General features: G+C 61.2%; 19 protein-coding genes. 14 read left to right on the top strand and 5 right to left on the bottom strand.

Annotated features, from left to right (window positions below; genetic code table 11):
- Window positions 1-77 precede the first annotated feature (77 nt).
- From rho to HDE80_RS18635, 3 genes are all read right to left on the bottom strand, one after another.
- Window positions 78-2,006, bottom strand: coding sequence for a transcription termination factor Rho (gene rho / locus HDE80_RS18645; protein WP_221437724.1), 1,929 nt, complete (start codon window positions 2,004-2,006; stop codon window positions 78-80).
- 302 nt (window positions 2,007-2,308) lie between these two features.
- Window positions 2,309-2,635, bottom strand: coding sequence for a thioredoxin TrxA (trxA, locus tag HDE80_RS18640; RefSeq protein WP_179478156.1), 327 nt, complete (start codon window positions 2,633-2,635; stop codon window positions 2,309-2,311).
- A gap of 192 nt (window positions 2,636-2,827) precedes the next feature.
- The gene (locus tag HDE80_RS18635; RefSeq protein ID WP_184600361.1) at window positions 2,828-3,034 is read right to left on the bottom strand and encodes a hypothetical protein; all 207 of its coding nucleotides are present in this window, start codon (window positions 3,032-3,034) and stop codon (window positions 2,828-2,830) included.
- A gap of 16 nt (window positions 3,035-3,050) precedes the next feature.
- On the opposite strand from HDE80_RS18635, the gene HDE80_RS18630 reads away from it, so the two are divergent.
- The 12 genes from HDE80_RS18630 to HDE80_RS18575 all read left to right on the top strand — a co-directional run bounded on the left by HDE80_RS18630 (window position 3,051) and on the right by HDE80_RS18575 (window position 14,950).
- Window positions 3,051-4,829 carry a DEAD/DEAH box helicase gene (locus HDE80_RS18630; protein ID WP_184673377.1) on the top strand — a complete coding sequence of 593 codons (1,779 nt, stop codon included), beginning with the start codon at window positions 3,051-3,053 and terminating at the stop codon, window positions 4,827-4,829.
- Window positions 4,830-4,965: 136 nt separating this feature from the next.
- Window positions 4,966-5,643: a cell division ATP-binding protein FtsE gene (gene ftsE / locus HDE80_RS18625; protein ID WP_184600363.1), complete on the top strand. Its 678-nt coding sequence runs from the start codon at window positions 4,966-4,968 to the stop codon at window positions 5,641-5,643.
- Between the two features lie 44 nt (window positions 5,644-5,687).
- The gene (ftsX, locus tag HDE80_RS18620) at window positions 5,688-6,638 is read left to right on the top strand and encodes a permease-like cell division protein FtsX (protein WP_184601074.1); all 951 of its coding nucleotides are present in this window, start codon (window positions 5,688-5,690) and stop codon (window positions 6,636-6,638) included.
- A gap of 172 nt (window positions 6,639-6,810) precedes the next feature.
- Entirely contained in the window at window positions 6,811-7,656 is an 846-nt protein-coding gene (locus HDE80_RS18615) for a response regulator (protein WP_184600364.1), read from the top strand.
- The gene (gene ung / locus HDE80_RS18610) at window positions 7,653-8,369 is read left to right on the top strand and encodes a uracil-DNA glycosylase (RefSeq protein WP_184673375.1); all 717 of its coding nucleotides are present in this window, start codon (window positions 7,653-7,655) and stop codon (window positions 8,367-8,369) included. Before HDE80_RS18615 ends, ung begins: the two co-directional genes overlap by 4 nt.
- Before the next feature lie 321 nt (window positions 8,370-8,690).
- The gene (locus tag HDE80_RS18605) at window positions 8,691-10,487 is read left to right on the top strand and encodes a methanol/ethanol family PQQ-dependent dehydrogenase (RefSeq protein WP_184600366.1); all 1,797 of its coding nucleotides are present in this window, start codon (window positions 8,691-8,693) and stop codon (window positions 10,485-10,487) included.
- Between the two features lie 97 nt (window positions 10,488-10,584).
- A complete protein-coding gene (locus tag HDE80_RS18600) occupies window positions 10,585-11,454 on the top strand; it encodes a transporter substrate-binding domain-containing protein (RefSeq protein WP_184673373.1) in 870 nt (289 codons plus the stop codon).
- A 43-nt stretch (window positions 11,455-11,497) separates the two neighbouring features.
- The gene (locus HDE80_RS18595; protein WP_221437717.1) at window positions 11,498-12,274 is read left to right on the top strand and encodes a c-type cytochrome; all 777 of its coding nucleotides are present in this window, start codon (window positions 11,498-11,500) and stop codon (window positions 12,272-12,274) included.
- A 67-nt stretch (window positions 12,275-12,341) separates the two neighbouring features.
- Window positions 12,342-13,454 (top strand): S-(hydroxymethyl)glutathione dehydrogenase/class III alcohol dehydrogenase, encoded by a 1,113-nt coding sequence (locus HDE80_RS18590; protein WP_184600368.1) that lies wholly within the window; start codon window positions 12,342-12,344, stop codon window positions 13,452-13,454.
- A gap of 21 nt (window positions 13,455-13,475) precedes the next feature.
- A complete protein-coding gene (locus tag HDE80_RS18585) occupies window positions 13,476-13,718 on the top strand; it encodes a hypothetical protein (protein ID WP_184673371.1) in 243 nt (80 codons plus the stop codon).
- Window positions 13,715-14,290, top strand: coding sequence for an S-(hydroxymethyl)glutathione synthase (gene gfa / locus HDE80_RS18580; RefSeq protein WP_184673369.1), 576 nt, complete (start codon window positions 13,715-13,717; stop codon window positions 14,288-14,290). The genes HDE80_RS18585 and gfa overlap by 4 nt, the downstream gene beginning before the upstream one ends.
- Window positions 14,291-14,299: 9 nt before the next feature.
- Complete coding sequence (locus tag HDE80_RS18575) at window positions 14,300-14,950, top strand: response regulator transcription factor (RefSeq protein WP_184673367.1); 651 nt, start codon at window positions 14,300-14,302, stop codon at window positions 14,948-14,950.
- 58 nt (window positions 14,951-15,008) lie between these two features.
- On the opposite strand, the gene HDE80_RS18570 is transcribed toward HDE80_RS18575, so the two are convergent.
- The gene (locus HDE80_RS18570; RefSeq protein ID WP_184673366.1) at window positions 15,009-16,421 is read right to left on the bottom strand and encodes a histidine kinase; all 1,413 of its coding nucleotides are present in this window, start codon (window positions 16,419-16,421) and stop codon (window positions 15,009-15,011) included.
- A gap of 181 nt (window positions 16,422-16,602) precedes the next feature.
- Between HDE80_RS18570 and HDE80_RS18565 the strand changes: the two genes are divergently transcribed.
- On the top strand, window positions 16,603-19,059 hold the full coding sequence (locus HDE80_RS18565; protein WP_184673364.1) for a TonB-dependent receptor: 2,457 nt from the start codon (window positions 16,603-16,605) through the stop codon (window positions 19,057-19,059).
- On the opposite strand, the gene HDE80_RS18560 is transcribed toward HDE80_RS18565, so the two are convergent.
- Window positions 19,060-20,994 carry a sigma-54-dependent Fis family transcriptional regulator gene (locus HDE80_RS18560; RefSeq protein ID WP_184673362.1) on the bottom strand — a complete coding sequence of 645 codons (1,935 nt, stop codon included), beginning with the start codon at window positions 20,992-20,994 and terminating at the stop codon, window positions 19,060-19,062. It lies immediately after the preceding gene.
- Window positions 20,995-21,345: 351 nt separating this feature from the next.
- On the opposite strand from HDE80_RS18560, the gene HDE80_RS18555 reads away from it, so the two are divergent.
- Window positions 21,346-21,756, top strand: a complete 411-nt coding sequence (locus tag HDE80_RS18555; RefSeq protein ID WP_184673360.1) for an SRPBCC family protein — start codon at window positions 21,346-21,348, stop codon at window positions 21,754-21,756.
- Window positions 21,757-21,780 lie beyond the last annotated feature (24 nt).

Here is a 21,780-nt window from a genome sequence, read left to right as displayed (position 1 = left end):
AGCAGGGTGGTTCCGCAAGTGCGTACAAACAGAAAGGCCGGCATGTGCCGGCCTTTCTTGATGACGCATGAAGCCGGTCAGCGCTTCATCGAATTGAAGAACTCGTCGTTGGACTTGGTGTTCTTCATCTTGTCGAGCATGAACTCGATGGCGCTGAGTTCGTCCATGGGGTGCAGCAGCTTGCGCAGGATCCAGATCTTCGCGAGCAGGTCCGGATCGATCAGCAGGTCCTCGCGGCGGGTGCCGGAGCGGTTGATGTCGATGGCCGGGTAGACGCGCTTCTCGGAAATGCGGCGGCTCAGGTGCACTTCCATGTTGCCGGTGCCCTTGAACTCCTCGTAGATCACCTCGTCCATCTTGCTGCCGGTTTCGGTCAGCGCGGTGGCGATGATGGTGAGGCTGCCGCCTTCCTCGACGTTACGGGCGGCGCCGAAGAACCGCTTCGGGCGCTGCAGCGCGTTGGCGTCGACACCACCGGTGAGCACCTTGCCGGAGCTGGGGATCACGGTGTTGTAGGCGCGCGCCAGGCGGGTGATCGAGTCGAGCAGGATGATCACGTCCTTCTTGTGCTCGACCAGGCGCTTGGCCCGCTCGATCACCATCTCGGCGACCTGTACGTGGCGCACGGCCGGTTCGTCGAAGGTCGAGCTGATGACTTCGGCGCGCACCGTACGGGCGATCTCGGTGACTTCTTCCGGACGCTCGTCGATCAACAACATGATCAGATGCGCTTCGGGATGGTTGTACTGGATGGCCTGCGCGATGTTCTGCAGCATCATCGTTTTACCGGACTTCGGCTGCGACACGATCAGGCCGCGCTGGCCCTTGCCGATCGGCGCGATCAGATCGAGCACGCGGCCGGTGATGTCTTCGCTGGAGCCGTTGCCGCGCTCGAGCTTGAACGCCTTGCGCGGAAACAGCGGCGTCAGGTTCTCGAACAACATCTTGTTCTTCGACGCTTCCGGCGGATCGCCGTTGATGTCGTCGACGCGCAGCATGGCGAAGTAGCGCTCGCCTTCCTTCGGATGGCGCACGCGGCCGGTGATGTAGTCGCCGGTACGCAGGTTGAAGCGGCGGATCTGGCTCGGCGACACGTAGATGTCGTCCGGGCCGGCCAGGTAGGACTCATCGGCCGAGCGCAGGAAGCCGAAGCCGTCCTGCAGGATTTCCAGCACGCCTTCGGCCCAGATGCCGCCGCCGGAGCGGGCATGCGCCTTGAGCACGTTGAAGATCACGTCCTGCTTGCGGGCGCGGGCCACACCTTCGTAGACGCCCAGCGACTCGGCGAATTCCAGCAGCTGGATCGCGTTCTTGCGCTTCAGCTCGGTGAGGTTGATGACGCGGTCATTGCTGCCCGGATCGGCGTTGTCGTCATCCACTGGCAGCCCGTTCGGGTTCGGCCGCGGATGGTTGCCCTGTGGACGCTGCGAACCCTGCTGCGGATTGCGCTCGTTGCGGCGACGGCGGCCGCGGGTGTCGCGATCGCGCGGGTTGTTGGGGTTGTTCGGATTATTGCCCTGGTTCGGGTTGTGCCCCGAATTCTGGCCTCCGTTCGAGCCCGTATTCGGGTTTTGCCCCTGACCGCCATTCGGCTGGCCTTGGTTCGATGGTGGCGGGTTCGACGAAGGCTGGCTGGACGACGGCTGATTCGAAGAGGGCTGCTGTGGCGAACCCTGATTCGACGAACCCTGGTTGGCGTTGTACGGCTGCGCCTGATTGCCGTCCCGAGGAGTGGCGTTCTGGCTTGGAGCCTGCGCTGTATTCCCCGGCTGGGCGGAATCGTGGCCGTTGCCGTTTTGGGCGCTCGAAGGCTCGCGTGGTTCATGCGATACGCGAGGCGGTGGAGCCTGGTTGTAAGACGCTGTCGCAGGCGCCGTGCTTGCCGGAGCGGAGGTTGCCGCAGGTGGCGCGGAACGTTCTGCCGCCGGTTGTGGGGCTGGTGCAGCGTGCGGTGCAGCTGATTTTTCAGCGGCGGCGGCGGCTTTCTTGGCGTTGGCCGCGGCCATTTCGGCCGCCGTGCGGCGCGGTGCGCGCTGCCGTGGCTCGGGCTTGCCTTCGGCTGCAGGCTTGGTATCGGCGCTTTTGGCGTCGTTGGAGTTTTTATTTTCGTTATCAGACACGGGCTATCCTCGCGGGGCGCCGTTGAACTACAGGAGGGGTGTTTGTGCGTCGCGCAGAAGGCGCTCGGGGACAGGACTGTCCCGACGGACTGACTGAATCTAGCACCCGTCAGGTGCCGGCGTAAAGCCTCATGCGCCTGCCTGACCCAGTCAGACAGGCGCGGTAAAGCAGATTTGCAGCGGCTAGATCAGATCGCCTTGTCGATCATCTGGGTCAGCTGCCCCTTGCTGACGGCACCGATCTGGGTGGCTTCGACCTTGCCGTTCTTGAACACCATCAGGGTCGGGATGCCGCGCACGCCATAGGTTCGCGGGGTCTGCTGGTTCTGGTCGATATTGACCTTGACTACCCGCAGCTTGCCTTCGTACTGCTTGGCCAGCTCGTCCAGCATCGGCGCGATGGCCTTGCATGGGCCGCACCATTCCGCCCAGAAATCGAGCAATACGGGCGTATCGGATTTGAGCACCTGCTGTTCGAAGGCGTCGTCAGTTACATGGGTAATCAGGTCGCTCACGGGAATCTCCGAGGCTGGGGCGCGAAAAATCGCAAGAGGAATTAAATGGGGTGGCGGGCGGATAAATGCAAGGAGTGACGGCTGCAGGCTTTCATCAGCTACACTCACGTGCCCATGAAGCTAGAGTTGGGGCTGAAACAGAAGCATCGCCGAACGGGCAGGGCTTCATTCCAGCGCAACTCCGGGCACGATTCAAGGGCGGCCTTGCAAGCCGTCCGTCGGACCGCCGTCAAACCCGGCGTCGCCAGCCGCGGCGCGACCTTGCCGACTATCCGACAGTGAACCACCGCTTCGCTGCGCCTCGCGCACCCGTCCTGCACCGCCATCCGCCGATATCCGGCGATTGAAGCGGGTGCAGCGCATCACGTCGCCAAAACGGCAAGCTGCCGTTACGGCCAAGGCCCTTATTCCTCTTATGTCACAGACCGTACTCACCGATACTTTTTTCACCAACTTCGATCTTCATCCGCTGCTGCAGCAGGGTCTCGATGACAGCGGCTTCACCCGCTGCACGCCGATCCAGGAAATGACCCTGCCGCTGGCCCTGTCCGGGCGCGACGTCGCTGGCCAGGCGCAGACCGGCACCGGCAAGACCTGTGCCTTCCTGGTCGCGCTGATGAATCGCCTGTTGACCACCCCGGCCGTGGCCGAGCGCAAGGACAGCGACCCGCGCGCGCTGGTGATCGCGCCGACCCGCGAGCTGGCCATCCAGATCGACAAGGACGCCAAGGCGATCGGCCGCCATACCGGCCTGCGCACCGCGCTGATCTACGGCGGCGTCGATTACGACAAGCAGCGCCAGCAGCTGAAGGATGGCTGCGACATCATCATCGCCACACCCGGCCGCCTGCTGGATTATCACAAGCAAAGCGTGTTCGGCCTCAACGGCGTCGAAGTGATGGTGATCGACGAAGCCGACCGCATGTTCGATCTGGGCTTCATTGCCGACGTGCGCTTCATCTTCCGCCGTCTGCCGGCGCGCGAGCAGCGTCAGGTGCTGCTGTTTTCCGCCACGCTCAGTCATCGCGTGCTGGAGCTGGCCTACGAGCACATGCACAACGCCGAAAAGCTGGTGGTGGAAAGCGACAACGTCACCGCCGACAAGGTGCGTCAGCTGGTCTACTTCCCGGCCAAGGAAGAAAAGATGCCGCTGCTGCTGAACCTGCTCGAGCGTACCGCCGCCGAGCGCAGCATCATTTTCGTCAACACCAAGGCCGCCGCCGAACGCATCACCGACCGCGTGAAGCGGCAGGGTTACCGCGCCGGCGCGATCTCCGGCGACGTGCCGCAGCTGAAGCGGCAGAAACTGCTGCAGCGTTTCCAGGACGGTCAGCTGGATATCCTGGTGGCCACCGACGTCGCCGCGCGCGGCCTGCACATCCCCGCCGTCAGCCACGTTTTCAACTACGACCTGCCGCACGATGCCGAAGATTACGTGCACCGTATCGGTCGCACCGCGCGCCTGGGTGCCGAGGGCGATGCGATCAGCTTCGCCTGCGACCTCTACGCGATGTCGCTGCCGGATATCGAAACCTATATCGGCCAGAGCATCCCGGTCGCCAGCATGGATGCCGACCTGCTGATCATGCCCAAGCCCAAGGCGATGGATGCGGAGTTCGCCGCCAATGCCGCGGCCGACAGCGCCGAGTTCGGCGACGTGGTGCCACCGCGTCCGGGCGAGGCGCCGCGTCGTTCGCGGTCATCTGGCGGCGGTAGTCGTGATGGTGGCCGCAGCGGCGGCGGTTCGCGCTCGTCCTCTTCGTCGTCGCGTCCGCCACGCGAACGCAAGCCTGAAGTTGCTGTGGCGCCGATTGAAGTTGCCGTCCACGCCACTGAAGGCGTGGTCGTGCCGGCCTCAACAGCATCGGCCAATCCGGCGGCTGCCGGCAGCGAGACCCGCAAGCCGCGTCGTCGCCGTGGCGGCCGTAACCGTCGCCGGGAGGGTGGTGCGGAGACTGTCGAGACGAATGGCCAAAGCAACGGCCAGGCGCCCGCCGTCGCGAAGGAAGGCAACCGCGCACCGCGCGGTGAACGTCGCCCACCACGCGAGCGCAACGGCACGGAAGGTTCTGCCAGCAGCAACCGTCCGTCGCGTCAGGTCGCGGTGACTTCGGGCAAGTCGAGCAGCGATATGGCAAGCCCGAAAAAGCCCGGTCTGTTCAGTCGGCTGACCCGGTTGTTTACCGGCCGCTGAGTCTCGGAGCGTGGACCGGCTCGGCGTTGCCGCGGCTGAAGCCGCGGCGACTGCGGTATATCCGAGCCAGCTATTGGATGCCCGCTTCCCTTATCCTTGCCGTCGATAACACGACTTGCAGGTTCGGGGACACTCGGTGATCCATTTTGATCAAGTCAGCAAACGCTACGAGGGCGGCCACGAGGCGCTGTCGCAGCTTTCCTTTGAAGTGCCCGCCGGCGAAATGGCTTTTGTCACGGGCCACTCCGGTGCGGGCAAGAGCACCCTGCTCAATCTGCTGGGGCTGATCGAACGTCCTTCGCATGGAGTGATCATGCTGGATGGCCAGAACCTCGCGAAGGTCCGCGGCGGCGGCATTCCCAAGTTGCGCCGGCGTATCGGCATGGTGTTCCAGGATCACCGTCTGCTGATGGAGCGCACGGTGTTCGCCAACGTCGAGCTGCCGCTGACCATTGGTGGCATCGCCCGTCCCGAGCGTAATCGCCGCGTGCGTGCCGCGCTGGAGAAAGTCGGCTTGCTTGCCTATGAGCGCCAGCTGCCGGCCACTTTGTCTGCGGGTGAGCGCCAGCGCGTCGGCATCGCCCGCGCCATCGTCGCGCGACCGACGCTGCTGATTGCCGATGAGCCGACCGGCAATCTCGACCCACAGCTGGCGCTCGAAATCATGGGTCTGTTCGGTGAGTTCCAGCAGGTCGGCACGACGGTACTGATTGCCAGCCATGATCTGCCGCTGATCAAACGCATGAAGAAACGCGTGATCGTGCTCGACCACGGCCGCTTGGTGGCCGATCTGGCCGCACAGGAGGTGCTGTGACCATGTCGCCGGAAAACAGCTTCAACTCCGACCCGCAGGGACCCATGCGCGAAACATCCCCGCGCACGGAAAAAAGCCAGGGACGCCGATTTGCCAGTTGGCAGGAGCATCATGGCTGGAGCGCTGCAGCCAGTTTGCGCCGGCTCGCGTCGCGACCGCTTGGCAGCCTCTTGACCATCGCCGTGATGGGTTTGGCGCTGGCGCTGCCGCTGGCGTTCTATCTGCTGCTCGGCAATGTGCAGAGGCTCGGCGAGACGCTGGGCCAGAGTCAGGCGATCAGTGTGTTCATGCAGCCCGATCAGAATGCGCAGCAGGCGCAGTTGCTGGCTAGACAGCTCGGCGAACGCCCCGAAGTTGCCAACGTCATCGTGAAAACCCCGCAGCAAGGCATGGATGAACTGGCCAAGATGCAGGGCTTCACTGGCGCGCTGAAAACGCTGGACAGCAACCCATTGCCTTACGTGTTACAGCTGCAACCGCACGAGGAGTTGGGTGCCGCGGCGATCGGCCAGCTGGTCGCTGATATCCGTACGATGCATAGCGTCGACATGGTGCAGGACAGCGGCACCTGGCGACAACGGCTCGATGCATTGCTCGCCGTGGGCAATCGTGCGGTGCTGGTTTTGGCGTCGCTGTTGATCCTGGCAGCGCTGTTGGTGGTAGGCAACACGGTACGGGTGGATATCGCCAGCCGTCACGAGGAAATCGGCGTGCTGCTGCTGATTGGCGCCAGCGGCGCATTCGTGCGCCGCCCCTATCTTTATGCGGGTATCTGGTATGGCCTGTTCAGCGGTATCCTCGCAGCCCTGCTGGCGATAGCGATCGAATTCGCCCTGGCCGATCCCGTGGCACAGCTGAGCCAGGCTTATGATGGCAAGCTGCAGGTCGGCGGTTTGCCGCTGTGGCTGCTGCTCGCGGTGCCGCTGGCAACGGCCGTGTTGGGCTGGTTTGGTGCGCGGCTGGTCAGCGCGTGGCAATTACGCAAGGCAGCTTGAAACGCATGCGTTTGGCAGGGTGGCGCGCGTCGCAGGTCATCGCACGGCATTCGGTACACCATCTCCAAACAAACCGTGGTTTAGGCCGGGCATGATTGCGCGCTATTAGCGGACATGCAGAGATAGTAGGGTTGAACGACGAAGTGGCGAGTAAGGCAAGTTGAATAACGCAATGAGTGCGACCATCAGCAATCGTCTCATCACGACAGCACCGCGCGTGCTCGTGGTCGATGGCTCGCGCGTGGTGCGGCAACTGCTGACGCGCGTACTGCTGGCCGAATTGCCCGATGTCGAGGTGATCGGCAGCGGCAGCGGTGCCGATGCACTGCAGCTGCTGGAAAACGGTGCGTTCGATTTCATCACTATCGCGCTGCGCCTGCCGGACATGGACGGGTTGGAGCTGGCACGTGCGGTGCGCGAAACCGCATCGCAGACCTATGTGCCGATCGTGGTGGTTTCCGGCGACGTTGACGATCGTCTGCACCGGCGTTCATTGGGCGAAGACGTCACCGATTACTTCGACAAGGCGTTGGGTTTGCAGGCGCTGGCCGAATTCATCCGCGGCTACGTCAGCCCGCAGATGCACGCCGAAGGCACCGTGCTCTACGTCGAGGACAGTCGCGTGGTGGCGTTGGCGACTCGCCGCATGCTGGAGAAGATCGGCCTCACCGTGCGCCACGTGGTCAGCGTGGAAGATGCGCTGGCGATGCTGGAAACCGATCGCGCACTCGGCTGGACTGGCGCCGATGTGGTGCTTACCGACGTCAGTCTGAAGGGTGAGCTGACCGGCGGCGATCTGCTCGAGCGCATCCGCAACGAATTCGGTTATGGCAAGGGCCGGCTGCCCGTGCTGGTGATGACTGGCGATGAAAACCCGGCCAATCAGGCCGCGCTGATCAAGGCCGGCGCCAACGACCTGGTCGAAAAACCGGTCGAGGAAAAACTGCTGATAACCAAGTTGCTGTTTCAGCTGCGCGTTGCCCAGCACTTGCGCAGTCGCGCGAGCGGGGCACTTTGAGCGCGGAGCCGGTCAAGCTGGAACATGTCAGATTGGAGCCGTCGTGGAAGATGCGTCTCGGCGAGATGTTGCTGAGTCCGCCGATGCAGTCGCTGGCGGCCTTTCTGCGCACAGAAAAACAGGCTGGCAAAAAGATCTATCCGCCCGGCCCGGAGATTTTCGCCGCTTTCGAGCACACGCCCTTCGACAAGGTGCGGGTGGTGATTCTGGGCCAGGATCCTTATCACGGCCCGGGCCAGGCGCACGGCTTGTGCTTCTCGGTGCGACCCGGCGTGCGTGTGCCGCCGTCGCTCGAAAATATCTTCAAGGAAATCCAGCGCGATCTCGGTATCGCGCGGCCCGATCATGGTTGCCTGACGTCATGGGCAGATCAGGGCGTGCTGCTGCTCAACAGCGTGCTGACGGTGGAAGATAGTCATGCCAATGCACATCAGGGGAAGGGTTGGGAAGATTTCACCGACAAGGCCATCGACGCACTGAATCGCGAGCGCGAGGGCGTAGTCTTTCTGCTGTGGGGTTCGTACGCCCAGCGCAAAGGACAGCTGATTGATACTCGACGGCACTGCGTGCTGAAGTCGGTGCATCCGTCACCGCTGTCAGCCCATCGTGGCTTCATCGGCTGCGGACATTTCTCGGCGGCCAATCATTACTTGGAAGAACGTGCAGCCGATCCGATCGACTGGTCGCTGCCGCCAAGAGCGGCATTGGTTTAATCGCTTCGTTGCAAGCCGCCGGGATTACGGGTGCTCCAAGCGGAGCAATAGACCGGAAGCGGCCATGCAACTGCGCCGATTCTGTATCTCGCACTGTGGCGAAATAGGGACACTTTGCGGCTTCGTGCTGCAGCTAGTCCGCGGCAAAAATTCTTTATCTCACTGATTGGATTGAGCTTTCACTTGGGACGCCTTTAAGCGCGCACGGTTGGCACGTCGCCTGCTCATAAACAGCATGCATCACCGCCAGCAGGGGCCGACATCAAAGGCTTTAACGGCACCGGCTTTCAACCGGATTTACGCCACCAAGGGAGTCGATTCATGACCAGCAAATCACTACGTACCGGGCTCTGTCTGCTTGTTGCAGGCTTCGGGCTCACCGCATCATCCGGCATTCTTGCCGACGACGAGTTGCAACAGATGGCGCAGGATGCCAATCACTGGGTGATGCCCGCCGGCAACTACACCGCCCAGCGTTACAGCGCGCTGGATCAGATCACCGCCGACAACGTGAAGAACCTGCACGTGGCGTGGACCATGTCGACCGGCTCGCTGCGCGGTCACGAAGGACAGCCGCTGGTGGTCGGCGACATGCTGTATGTCGAAAGCTCCTATCCCAATCATGTCTATGCGGTTTCGCTGAAGGACCCCGGCCACATCGTCTGGAACTTCACGCCGGACCAGAACAAGTTTGCGCCCTCGGTCGCGTGTTGCGACGTGGTCAATCGCGGTGTGGCTTATGGTGACGGAAAGATTTTCGCCAACGCGCTCGATGGTGGCCTCTACGCGCTCGACGCGATGACCGGCAAGGTGGTGTGGTCCGCCAAGAACGCCGACCCGATGATGGGCCAGACGCAGACGATGGCACCCATCGTAATCGGCAACAAGGTGATCACGGGTGTCTCAGGCGCAGAGTACGGGGTGCACGGTTACGTGACGGCCGACGATATCAAGACCGGCAAGCAGTTGTGGCGCGCGTACAGCACTGGTCCCGATGACCAGATCATGTTCAACCCAGACAAGACCATCGACGGCGCCACCCAGAAGGTCGTCGGCAAGGACTCGAGTCTGAAGAGCTGGCAGGGTGATCAGTGGAAGCTCGGTGGCGGCACGACCTGGGGCTGGTATAGCTACGATCCCAAGCTCAACCTGCTGTTTTACGGCACCGGCAATCCGGGTACCTGGAATCCCACACAGCGCCCGGGCGACAACAAGTATTCCATGTCGATCATGGCCCGCGATCCGGATACCGGTGAAGCCAAGTGGGTGTTCCAGATGACGCCGCATGACGGCTGGGACTACGACGGCGTCAACGAAAACATTCTCACCGACACCACGATTGACGGCAAAAAGGTTCCGACGCTCACCCACTTCGATCGCAACGGTTTCGCTTATGTGTGGGATCGCCGCAACGGCAAGCTGCTTTCGGCGAAGAAGTTCGATGACATCGTCAACTGGGCCAGTGGCATCGACATGAAAACCGGTCGTCCGATCGTCAACGCCGACAAGATGACCAAGGAAGGCGAGAACACCAAGGACGTCTGCCCGTCTTCGCAGGGATCGAAGGATCAGCAGCCGGCTGCCTATGATCCGGCCAGCGGCCTGTTCATCGTACCGACCAACCACGTTTGCATGGACTATCAGGCGTTCAACGTGAAGTACAAGGCCGGCTTCCCGTTCGTCGGTGCGCTGGTGAGCATGTATCCCTACAACCATGGCGAAGTGGGTGGCCGCTTCATCGCCTATGACCCGATGTCCGGCAAGACCAAATGGGCGATCAACGATCGTTTCCAGGACTGGTCAGGTGCACTGACTACCAAGGGCGGTATTGCCTTCTACGGCACACTCACCGGCTGGTTCCGTGCCGTGGATCTGAAAACCGGCAAGGTGCTGTGGCAGTTCAAGTGCCCATCGGGAATCATCGGCAACCCGATGACCTACACGCATGACGGCAAGCAGTACGTGGCTATCCTGAGCGGCGTGGGCGGCTGGGCCGCGATTGGTCTGTCGAACAACCTCAGCAAGGCGAGTGAAGGTCTCGGCGCGGTTGGCGCCACCGCCACCCTCAGCGACTACACCAATCTCGGTGGCACGTTGATGGTGTTTGCCCTCGACTGATCACAGGTCACGTTGACGCGATGTCTCGACAGGGGCATCGCGCCAATGACTTTTCTTTTCAGGGTTTTATTTATAGCGGCAGTGCGCGGAGAGCTTCATGAAAATCAGCGACGTAATGATCAAGACCCCCATGATGATGTTTGTCATGGGCGCACTGATGTGCACCACGGCGGCGCCAGCCGCGCATGCTGCGGATACGCCGAGCGGTGGCAAGCTCAAGGTGTGTGCCGACCCCAATTACCTGCCCTACTCGAATCGTGACGGCAGCGGTTTCGAGAACGATGTGGCCGAGTTCGTTGCGCAAAAACTCGGTGCAACGGTGGACTACACCTGGGCGGATTCCCGCGGCCACGGCGGCTTCGACGAATATCTGTCGCGCAATCTCGACAGTGGTCATTGCGACGTCGTGATGAACATGCCATACGGCAATCAGGAAGAGCTGACCACCGACCCGTACTACGTGTCCTCGTACGTCTTCATTTCCAAGAAGGCCAAGGGCTACGATCTGGATAGCCTCAACTCGCCGGACCTGCGCAAGCTCAAGATCGGCTTCGAGGCGGATACGCCGGTCGAGGACGGCTTGCAGATCCGTGGCATGGTCTCTACAGCCAAATCCTATGACGTGGGTGGTGATAGCGGCACCTCGCCGCGCAGCGTGCTGGAGGATGTCGAAAACGGCACCATCGACGTGATGATCACCTGGCAGCCGGCGATCGGCGCCTATCTCAAGGATTTTCCGGACCTCACCGTCAGCGCTCTGCCAAACACGCGCGCCACCGGTTCGCCGGAAATGTATTCGTTCCCGATGTCGATGGCTGTGCGCAAGGACGACCAGGCGCTTAAGGGACGTCTGGATGCATTGATCAAGAACAACGGCCCGCAATTGCACGCCATTCTGAAACGGCACGGCGTGGAAATCTTCGGCGAAGGCACGACCGGCACGCCAGGCGATACCGCCGGTTTGTGATGCCAGCTACCTGGACGTAAAGCCTCTTACGGAGTAATCGCGAATGTCCCATCTGTTGAAGCCATCCCGGGCCATGTTGGGCCTCTTTTTGGGTGTGGCCGCACCGCTTTTATTGCACGCTACTGCAAGCCAAGCCGCCGATACCAAGATGTCGGAAGGCGAAACCAAGGCTCGTGCCAGCAACTGCTTTTCCTGTCACGCCATCGATCACAAACTGGTCGGCCCGGCCTACGACGAAGTAGCCAAACATTATGCAGGCCAGGGTGATGCGATCGTCGCCACGCTGGTGAAGAAGGTAAAGATGGGCGGCGCCGGCAATTGGGGTGAGGTGCCGATGACGGCGCACCCGGAACTCAGCGATGCAGACGCCTCGCTGATGGTGAAGTGGATACTGTCGCTCAACGGCAGTGCTGCTGCCACGACTGGTAGGGGTACAAAAGCAGCCGCTCCGGCTGCCATGCACACCTACAGGGACACGTTCGGCAAGAGCGTGCAGACCGATGTGGCGGTGTTCACCGGTTCCGATCAGAAGAACGTAACGCCCGCCGTTTTCAATGGCTACGAGCAATACAACTCCTACTGCTTCCGCTGCCACGGTGGCGACGCGGTCGGCGGCGAGTACGCACCGGACTTACGCAAGTCGATGGCCAACGGCATGACTTACGAGCAGTTCCTGAGCACCGCAATGGCGGGCCGTCAGGACAAAGGCATGCCGTCATGGGCGGGCTTCTTCGAGGAGAAGGACATTCACGCAATTTATGATTACATCAAGGCACGCCAGCTCAATTTGATTCCCGAAGGTCGTCCACCATCGGGATGATTATGGATGTCTAGCCGTCTAAAAATTTTACGAACCACTTTTCAATATTTTGCAAGGAACTGTACGCATGAAGTCACGAGCCGCGGTCGCGTGGGAAGCCGGCAAGCCGCTAAGCATCGAAGAGGTGGACGTCGCTGGCCCGAAGGCCGGCGAGGTGTTGGTCCGCATCGTCGCCACCGGCGTCTGCCACACCGATGCGTTTACGCTGTCCGGTGCCGATCCCGAGGGGATGTTCCCGGTGATCCTGGGTCATGAAGGCGGCGGCATTGTCGAGGAAGTGGGCGAAGGCGTGACCTCGCTGAAAGTCGGTGATCACGTCATTCCGCTGTACACGCCCGAATGTGGCGAATGCGAATACTGCCTCTCCGGCAAGACCAACCTGTGCCAGAAGATCCGCGTGACCCAGGGCAAGGGCCTGATGCCCGACGGCACCAGCCGCTTCTCGATCAATGGCAAGCCGATCCTGCACTACATGGGCACCAGCACCTTCAGCGAATACACCGTGCTGCCGGAGATCTCGCTGGCAAGAATCAACCCGGCCGCGCCGCTGGAGAAGGTTTGCCTGCTCGGTTGCGGCATCACCACGGGCATCGGTGCGGTGCTGAATACGGCCAAGGTCGAAGCTGGCGCCACTGTGGCCGTGTTCGGCATGGGCGGTATTGGCCTGTCGGTGGTGCAGGGCGCGGTGATGGCCAAGGCATCGCGCATCGTCTGCATCGACATGAATCCCGACAAGTTCGAGATGGCCAAGCTGCTGGGCGCGACCGACTTCATCAATCCGAAGGATTATCCGGATACGCCGATCCAGCAGGTGATCGTGGACCTGACCAATGGCGGTGTGGACTATTCCTTCGAGTGCATCGGCAACGTGCATGTGATGCGCTCGGCGCTGGAGTGCTGCCACAAGGGCTGGGGCGAGTCGATCATCATCGGCGTGGCCGGCGCGGGGCAGGAGATCAGCACGCGTCCGTTCCAGTTGGTGACCGGTCGCGTATGGCGTGGCAGTGCGTTTGGCGGCGTGAAGGGTCGCAGCCAGCTGCCGGGTTACGTCGACCGTTATCTGAAGGGCGAGATCAAGATCGACGAGATGATCACCGAGGTGTTGCCGCTCGAGCGCATCAATGACGCGTTCGAGTTGATGCACGCCGGCAAGGTCATTCGCTCCGTGATTCAGTACTGAGCAATGCCACGCTTCGCGCCCGTGTTTGAAACCTGGCAAGCCGGCGCCAGCCAGATACTGGGCCGCACGCATCAGCGTGGCGATGGTGTCATGAACTTTTTATTTGTACGCAATCGATTCGCAATGGCATCGATGCCGGGAATGCCCGCAGGATTTTTGCATCGGATACACCGGTGGCAATTAACTGTCAGCCGCACCACCGCTGGCTCAAATAAATCAGGTCACTTCAAATCTGGCGACATCATTCGAGGAGACACACCATGACAACGCACATTCATCCCGCCGTCGATCAGGGCGTCAAGCAGGGCAAGAGCAACTTTGCCGGTGGCACGCTCACCTGCAAGTGCAGCGACAAACCGGTCAAGGTCACGGTCGGCGCACAGACTGCGCACAATCACGTCTGCGGTTGCAGCAAATGCTGGAAGCCAAAGGGCGCCACCTTTGCGCAGATTGCTGTTGTGGCGCGCGACAAAGTCAGCGTGCAGGAGAATGGCGACAAGCTCGCCATTGTCGATCCGAAAGCCGCCATCCAGCGGCACGCCTGCAAGGTGTGTGGCACGCACATGATCGGTCGCATCGAGGACACCGGTCATCCATTCCACGGCCTCGACTTCGTGCATACCGAGCTGTCGTCCGAGGAGGGCTGGTCGGCGCCGATCTTCGCTGCGTTCGTCTCATCGATCATCGAGCAGGGTTTCGATCCGAAGAAAATGGATGCCGTACGCGGTCGCCTGAACGAATTGGGCCTGCCACCGTATGACTGCCTGTCGCCGGTATTGATGGACGTCATCGCGGCACATGTGGCCAAATCCAAAGGTACAGCCTACGCCGGCTGAGGTGTGCCAATGGGTAGCAGCATCAAGCCAATGTTGAGGGTCGTCATTGCTGACGACCATGCCGTCGTGCGCGCCGGATACCGGCGATTGCTGGAGCTGGAACCGGGGCTGCAGGTTATCGCCGAATTTGCCGATGGCGAAAGCGCCTACCTGTGGCTCGTGGAACATCCGGCGGATGTGCTGATCCTTGATCTGTCGATGCCAGGCCAGGGTGGTCTGGCGACCTTGCAGCGATTGCACCAGCGACTTCCGCGATTGCGTGTGTTGATCTTCACCATGCACGACAGCCCGGCCTTGGCAGCGCAGCTGCTCAAGGCCGGCGCGAGCGGATACCTGACCAAGAGCAGCCCGCCGGAGTCATTGATCGACGCAGTGCATCAAGTCGCGGCCGGTGAGCAGGTGCTCTCTGCCGACATTGCAGCGGCGATGCGTAAAGGTGAAGGCGATCTTCCACATCAGCAACTTTCGCCGCGGGAGTTCGATGTCTTTCTGCTGCTTGCCCAAGGCATGGCGGTGGAACAGATTGCCAGTCAACGCTGCCTTAGCATCAAGACAGCCGCCAACTATCAGACCATCGTTCGCCACAAACTCGGCTTGAATAGCGCGCTTGAAATGTATCGTTACGCGCAGACCTGTGGATTGCTTACCCAGGTTTCCTGAAGCCTTCCGTTTGCAAATGCAGCCCGTTTACCAATGTAAAGGTAGGAGCGGAAGTGGTTCACGGTTCGGCGTGTCGATCTTCTGTGGATGTCGCCACTGACATGTCATGCAGTGGCAATCGCGCTCGTATGGACAAGCCTTGCCGAGTGTTGTCCGGATGGGTGGCAAACATCTCGATTTCGCCATGCAGTGCCCATACCCGTTCCCGCATGCCTACCAATCCACTGCCTCGATAGGCTGCTGGCCCCGGATCGGTCAGACCGTTGCCGTCATCGCAGACCGACCACTCAAGCCGGCCGTCCTCAAGCAACGCCAGCCGGATATCGACGCGCGTCGCCTGGGCATGGCGCGCGATATTGGTCAGAGCCTCCTGGGTCAATCGGTAAATGGTCAACGCAACGTCGCTCGCGATCGCATGTTCGTCGATGTCGATTTCCAGTACGAAACGCGTCTGCTGATCGGGTCGTTCACGCCAGCTTTCAAGAAGCTCCTGCAGCAGGCGATGCAACGGCAGTGGCTCATCCTCATCTTCATACGGCTTGCGCGCGTGCAGACGTTGCAGCAGGTCGCGCACCGCGTGTTGTACCTGCTCACAGTGGTCAGCGAGCGCCTCGGCGACATCGCGCAGTGGCGGCTGGCCAAGACTGCGGCGGATCAGCCATGCCGTATCGGCGCGCATCGCGGTGAGTCGCTGGCCGAGTTCATCATGCAGCTCGCGCGCCAGCTTGCTGCGTTCGTCCTCGCGCATGCTGCGTAGTTGCAGATCGAGCCGACGGCGCGCTTCCTGCGAGGTCGCCAACGTCTGCGCCATGTGGTTGAGTGCCTGTGCGATCGTGTGCAGCTCGAGCAGGCGTAGTGGCGGCAGCCGGTAGTCGTAGCGATCGCGCTGGTACTGGCCGATGGCGTAAATGATCTTGCGCATCGGCCGCAGTGCGAGTCGCAGCGCGACGTAAACAGCCAGCAGCGTCAGCGCGCCATAGCCGAGCAGGATGCCAAGCAGGCCGGCGATATCGGTCAGCGATTCGCTGCGTTCGCTGCCAGGATCGAGTAGCAGGGTCACGTGATAGCGCAGGCCATCAGCGCGTTGCAGATTCCATTGCGGCGTGTTCGGTTTTGCGCCGCCATAGGCTGGTGGTAGCAGCCATGCAAAGCCGCGGTGCAGCAGGGTTGGCACTGGTTGCACGACCGGCAGCAAGTCGTTGCCATGCATATCCTGCAGGCGCAGTTGCAGATGTCGCAGGCGTCCCTCACGGCTGATTTGGCGCAATGCGTCAAGGTGAGCGGGGATGTCTCCGGCTGACCCGCTTTCCAGGCCGTCGAGCTGGTCAAACAGATGCGCCGTTTCGGCGGCGCCCTGTTCCTCGCGCGCAATGTTGAGTCGTGCCTGCCACAGTGCCAGCAGCAGCGCGCACGCCATGATGGCGACGGAAACAGCCGCGATACGCCACATCAGAAATCGTGAAAGATGCATGCCGCGATCACCCGTGATCAGAGACTCATCGCATGGTAGCGGGTCGGCATTCGGGAGTTCTTCCCGTAGTCAGCGCACACTGCGCTGCTCTAGCTTTAGCGCTTGAATGATGGCGGTTTTGCGTTGCGCGTTATCGGAAAGGATTTGCCGGGAAAATCGATCGGCCGGGGTGTCAGACACGATGGATCATTTCAAGATGGATGGATGGAGTCGCTTGTGCATTCTCCCTCGGGCACTGCTGTTCGTTGCGCTCGTCAGTGCAGGGCTTCTGCATGCACAGGAGGCCCCGAACGCTGCCGAGGTTTCTCCTGCTGCGCCAGCGCCACAGGCAACAACGCAAAATACGCCCGTCAATGCCAAGCAGCTGGCGACCGTAGTGGTCCAAGCCACCGCCGTCCCGGGCGGAGCGGTGCTGGATGCCGACAAGGTTCCGGGCAATGTGCAAAGCCTGTCGGCGTCTGATCTCACGCGGAATGGCTCTGCGAGCATGACGCAAGCGCTGAATGCGCAGCTGGGCAGTATCAGCATCAACGACAATCTCGATGACCCGTTTCAACCCGATATTCTGTATCGCGGCTTCGAAGCTTCGCCGGTGCTCGGCACGCCCCAGGGTCTGGCGGTCTACCAGAATGGCGTGCGTATCAACGAGGCGTTCGGCGACACGGTCAACTGGGATCTGTTTCCCGACATGGCGATCAATCGCGTACAGGTCGTCAGCTCGAACCCCGTTTATGGGCTCAATGCGCTGGGTGGGGCCATCTCGGTCGACATGAAAAACGGCTTCAACTACACCGGCGGTGAGCTTGAGCTGTCAGGTGGTTCCTTCGGTCAGCGTTCCGCGGCCGCGGAGTACGGCGCCAACAACGGTACCTTCGGCATCTACGCTGCGGCCAAGACGCTGGACGAAGACGGCTGGCGCGACTTCTCCTCCGACTCGCTGCGCCAGTTCTATACCGACTTGAGCGCACGCACGGACCGGCTCTCACTCGACCTCAGTTACACGCATGCCGAGAACCAACTGGACGGTCAGGGCTCTGCGCCAGCGCAGGAACTGGCGATCAGTCGGAGACTCGTTTTCACGGGCCCACAGGCGAACGACAACAAGCTGAATTTCGTCGCCTTGAACGGTACCTACAAGGCGACCGATAACTGGTCAGTGCAGGGCGTGCTGTATTACCGGCAGTTCTCACAGAGCGTCGCCAATGGCAACACCACGGATTACACCGCCTGTACCAGTGCGGCTGCTTCGGGCTCCCTGTGCCAGTCCGACGGACTTACGCCGGTTACTAATGCGGCTGGGCAAAACCTGCCGGATATCTCCGATGGCGGAGCAGTTCCGATCGGCGAAAATGATTTCGAGACGATCAATTCCTATGGTCGCGGTGCGACCTTGCAGGCGAATAACGATCAGTCGATTTTCGGGCACGACAATCAGTTCGCCGTTGGCGCCACGTTCGACTACGCACATACGAATTTCTATTCGGGCGCGCAGATCGGTGTCATCAATGCGCAGCTTTCGGTGCTGCCATCCGACCTGATTGTCGACACGCCGGAGAGTTCACCTTTCGGTGCGGTGCCGGTGATTCTTGGCGCGAATAACAGGGAAGCCGGCGGTTACGTCACCGATACTTTCAACGTGACGCCGGACCTTGCACTGACTGCGAGCGGGCGCTACGACGTAGCGCACACCGATCTGCAGGATCAGCGTGGTACCAGTCTCACCGGCAACAGTCGCTTCAGCCACTTCAATCCCGCCATCGGCGGCACGTACAAGCTGACACCGACGCTCACCGCGTATGCAGGCATCTCTACCAATACACGTACGCCGACCGCAAGCGAAATCGAATGCTCCGATCCGACGAAACCGTGTCTATTACCGTCGAATCTGGCGGGCGATCCGCCGAACCTGCGGCAGGTGGTTGCGCATACGGCGGAACTCGGTTTGCGCGGAAAGATTCCCGATGGGTCCTCGGCCGGTGACGGTATTTCGTGGAACCTCGGCGCGTTTCGAACCAATTCGTTCGACGACATCTACGGCATTTCCACCTCGGTCAGCAGTGGCTTCTACCAGAACATCGGTTCGACGCGGCGCGAAGGTCTCGAGGCTGGTTTCAATTATCAAACCGATCGGTGGTCGGCTTACGTCAACTACAGCTACATCTACGCCACCTTTCAATCGGCCATCCAACTGCCCTCACCCTCGAACCCTTACCAGGATGCGGACGGCAATATCGAGGTGCGACCGGGTGACCGCTTGCCGGGCATACCGAAGAATCGCGTGAAAATCGGTGTGGATTACGCTTTTACACCGCAATGGAAGCTCGGCGCGTCGATGATTGTGGTCAGCAGCCAGTTTTATTTTGGCGATGAGTCCAACCAGAATCCGCAGATGCCGGGTTATCACGTCGTGAACCTGCACACCAGTTATCAGGTCGCCAGGAATGTCGAGGTATTCGGTTCGATCGACAACATCTTCAATGCCAAATACGCCACATACGGGATTTACAGCGACCCGACCGGCATTGGTGCCCCCGGTGTTCCGGGCGACGGCGTGACCAACGGTCCGGGCGTCGACAATCGGTTCTACAGCCCGGCCGCACCAACGGCGGTTTACGGTGGTGTGCGGGTTACCTTCTGATCACCCGGGCAGGGCGATATTGTGCTTGCGCATCTTGCGGTAAAGCGTATTGCGACTGACGCCCAGCGCACTCGCGGCGCGACTGATATTCCAGTGCAGGCGTTCGAGTTCGCGCAGCAGCGCATCGCGTTCGGCGGATTGCAGCGGTGCCGCTGCATCCTTGATTGCATGACTTGTGATTTGAGATGCACTGCCATCGGTGATTTCATGCGGCAGGTTGCCCACACGGATCATGCTGTCGCTGCACAGCGCGGCCGCGGTACGCAATGTGTTGCGCAGCTGGCGGATATTGCCTGGCCAGTGATAGTCCAGCAGCCGCTGCATGGCATCGTCGTGGATCACCGGGATCGGCTCGTCGTTATCGTCATCGGCCAGCAGGGCCTCGATCAGCTCGCGCTTGTCGGTGCGCTCGCGCAGCGTCGGCAACTGCAGGGTGATGCCATTGAGGCGATAATAGAGATCCTCGCGAAATTCGCCGTTCTGCACCATTTGCAGCAGATCGTGATGCGTGGCGCTGATGATGTGCAGATCCACCGGCACGGCCTGTTCGCCACCCAGTGGCACCACTTCGTGTTCTTCCAGCACGCGCAGCAAGCGCGTCTGCATGTGCAGTGGCATGTCACCGATTTCATCGAGGAACAGCGTGCCGCCGCTGGATTGGCGGATCTTGCCCAGATGACCTTCGCGTGCAGCGTCGGTGAATGCGCCACGGGTATAGCCGAACAGCTCGCTTTCGATCAGTGCTTCGGGAATCGCCGCGCAGTTCACGGCCACGAACGGGCGCTCCGCCCACGCACTGGCCAGATGCAGCGACTTGGCGAACGCCTCCTTGCCGGTGCCGGTTGCGCCCTGCAGCAGCAGTGGCACCTTGCGCCCGAACAGGTGGCGGCCGCAGTGGATGTTGTGCTGCATCCGCGCATCGGCGACCACGTGCTGCCGAGTGGTCGTCTGCACGCCGCTGATTTCTTTCTTCGGTGTGCGGGAGGTGGTGGTGGACTGCGCGGTGGGCGTGCGCACGCGTGCGAAGAATCGACGTCCGTAAGCAAGATCGCGTACCGGCCACAGCAGCGATGCATCCGTGGCGGCGCGACGTTCCACTGTTTCGAAGTCGAAGGGGAAAATCGAAGTCAGCGATTTGCCGACCAGCTGCGCGCGCGACATGCCCAGCTGCGCCATCGCGCTGTCGTTGACCGCGCGCACGATGCCATCGCTGCCAACAGCGAGCAGTGCTTCGTGCAGCAGGCCGACGAACTCCGGGCGGCTGTGGAATCGCAGTACCCAGGTGGTGGCGCATTCGCGCATGAAGCGGCAGCGCGAAATCAGATTGGCCGACATGTTCACCAGCGCCATCGTGTGGCGCTGGATCAGTCGCGTATCGCCGGCGTTGACGGTGGAGGCATCGAGTACGCCCAGCACCTTGCCCTGCGCATCCAGCACCGGTGCGCCCGAGCACGACAGCCCGGTATTGAAACGGCGAAAATGTTCGTCCCGATATACGGTGACCGGCACACCTTCGGCGAGGCAGGTACCCAGCCCGTTGGTGCCTTCGTACTGTTCGCTCCATATAGCGCCGATGCGCAGGCCGGCGTCGCGAAATTCGCGGGTGAGGCTGGGGTCGGTAATGGCACCGAGAATCACGCTTTCGGTATCGCTGAGAATGACTGCGTAGCCGGAACCGGCGATCATCTCGTACAGACTTTCCATCTCGGCGCGCGCCACATTGAGCAGTTCGCCGAACTGCTGCTGCCGTTCGCGTACGGCTTGAGCATTGAGCACTGGCGTATCGCGTACCGCGTCCGGTGCTGTGCCAAATTCGTCGACGCAGCGTTGCCAGGATTTGGTGACGTGTGGCGCCACTTCGCCGCGGCCCAACCGCTCCCGCAGCAGACCATCGACATGCGATACCGCGTGCGTTATCTGCAGATTGCTGCTCATGCTTGGCTCTCTCGACGATGGACTGCCGTGTCCCGTGGGTACGCCGTCAGTCCCCAGATGTTGGTCGTTTAGATGGTTGTCATTTAAGAATGGTCCCGGTGTCTGCGGTAATCAAACTGCAGCGCAACATTTGGCACGGACTGTCACCGACCTTTGTGCCAGAACAGCGACAGTGCATCGGACCGCCATCGCTGCAGCTGGCTAGGCATTGAGGCTGTGCCAGGCCGACGTCGTTGGCTCGGCTCTTGCCTGACTTTTCCGTAGCCTGTTTTCTAATCTGTCTGTTTTGAAACGGAGTCGACAGATCGGAAATGTCGATGACGCGCCTGGTGATTCGAAGGAGATAGGGACATGACGGAGGTGCGGGTCGTGCAACGCCTGGCCAACCCGGCCGATCTCGTGTGGGCCATGATCGGCGACTTTGGCGGTCTGCACCGCTGGCATCCGCAAGTGAGTAGGGTGGATCTGTCGTGGGAGGGACGTATCCGCACCGTGCATTACGTCGATGGCAGTCGTGCGGTGGAGCGGCTGGAAGCACGCAGCGATGCGATGCGCCGTTATGTCTACGTCGTGGTTGATAGCAAGGTGCCGGTCAACAATTGCCGGGCCACGTTGCATGTGCGGGATAGCGAAGGTGGGAGTGCGGTGATGTGGTCATGCGAGTTCGAACCACTGGGCGATGGTGAGGCCGGCGCTTGCAAGACGCTGCAGGCGCACTATCACGAAGGCCTGCTCGCGCTGGTGTCAGCGCTGAATGGCTGAGTTCTCGATGTAGCTATATGCGAC

It is taken from the genome of Rhodanobacter sp. A1T4, assembly GCF_014207185.1.
Lineage (GTDB): Bacteria > Pseudomonadota > Gammaproteobacteria > Xanthomonadales > Rhodanobacteraceae > Rhodanobacter.
The sequence above is the reverse complement of the archived record's forward strand: the minus strand, read 5'-3'. Positions and strand labels throughout refer to the sequence as shown.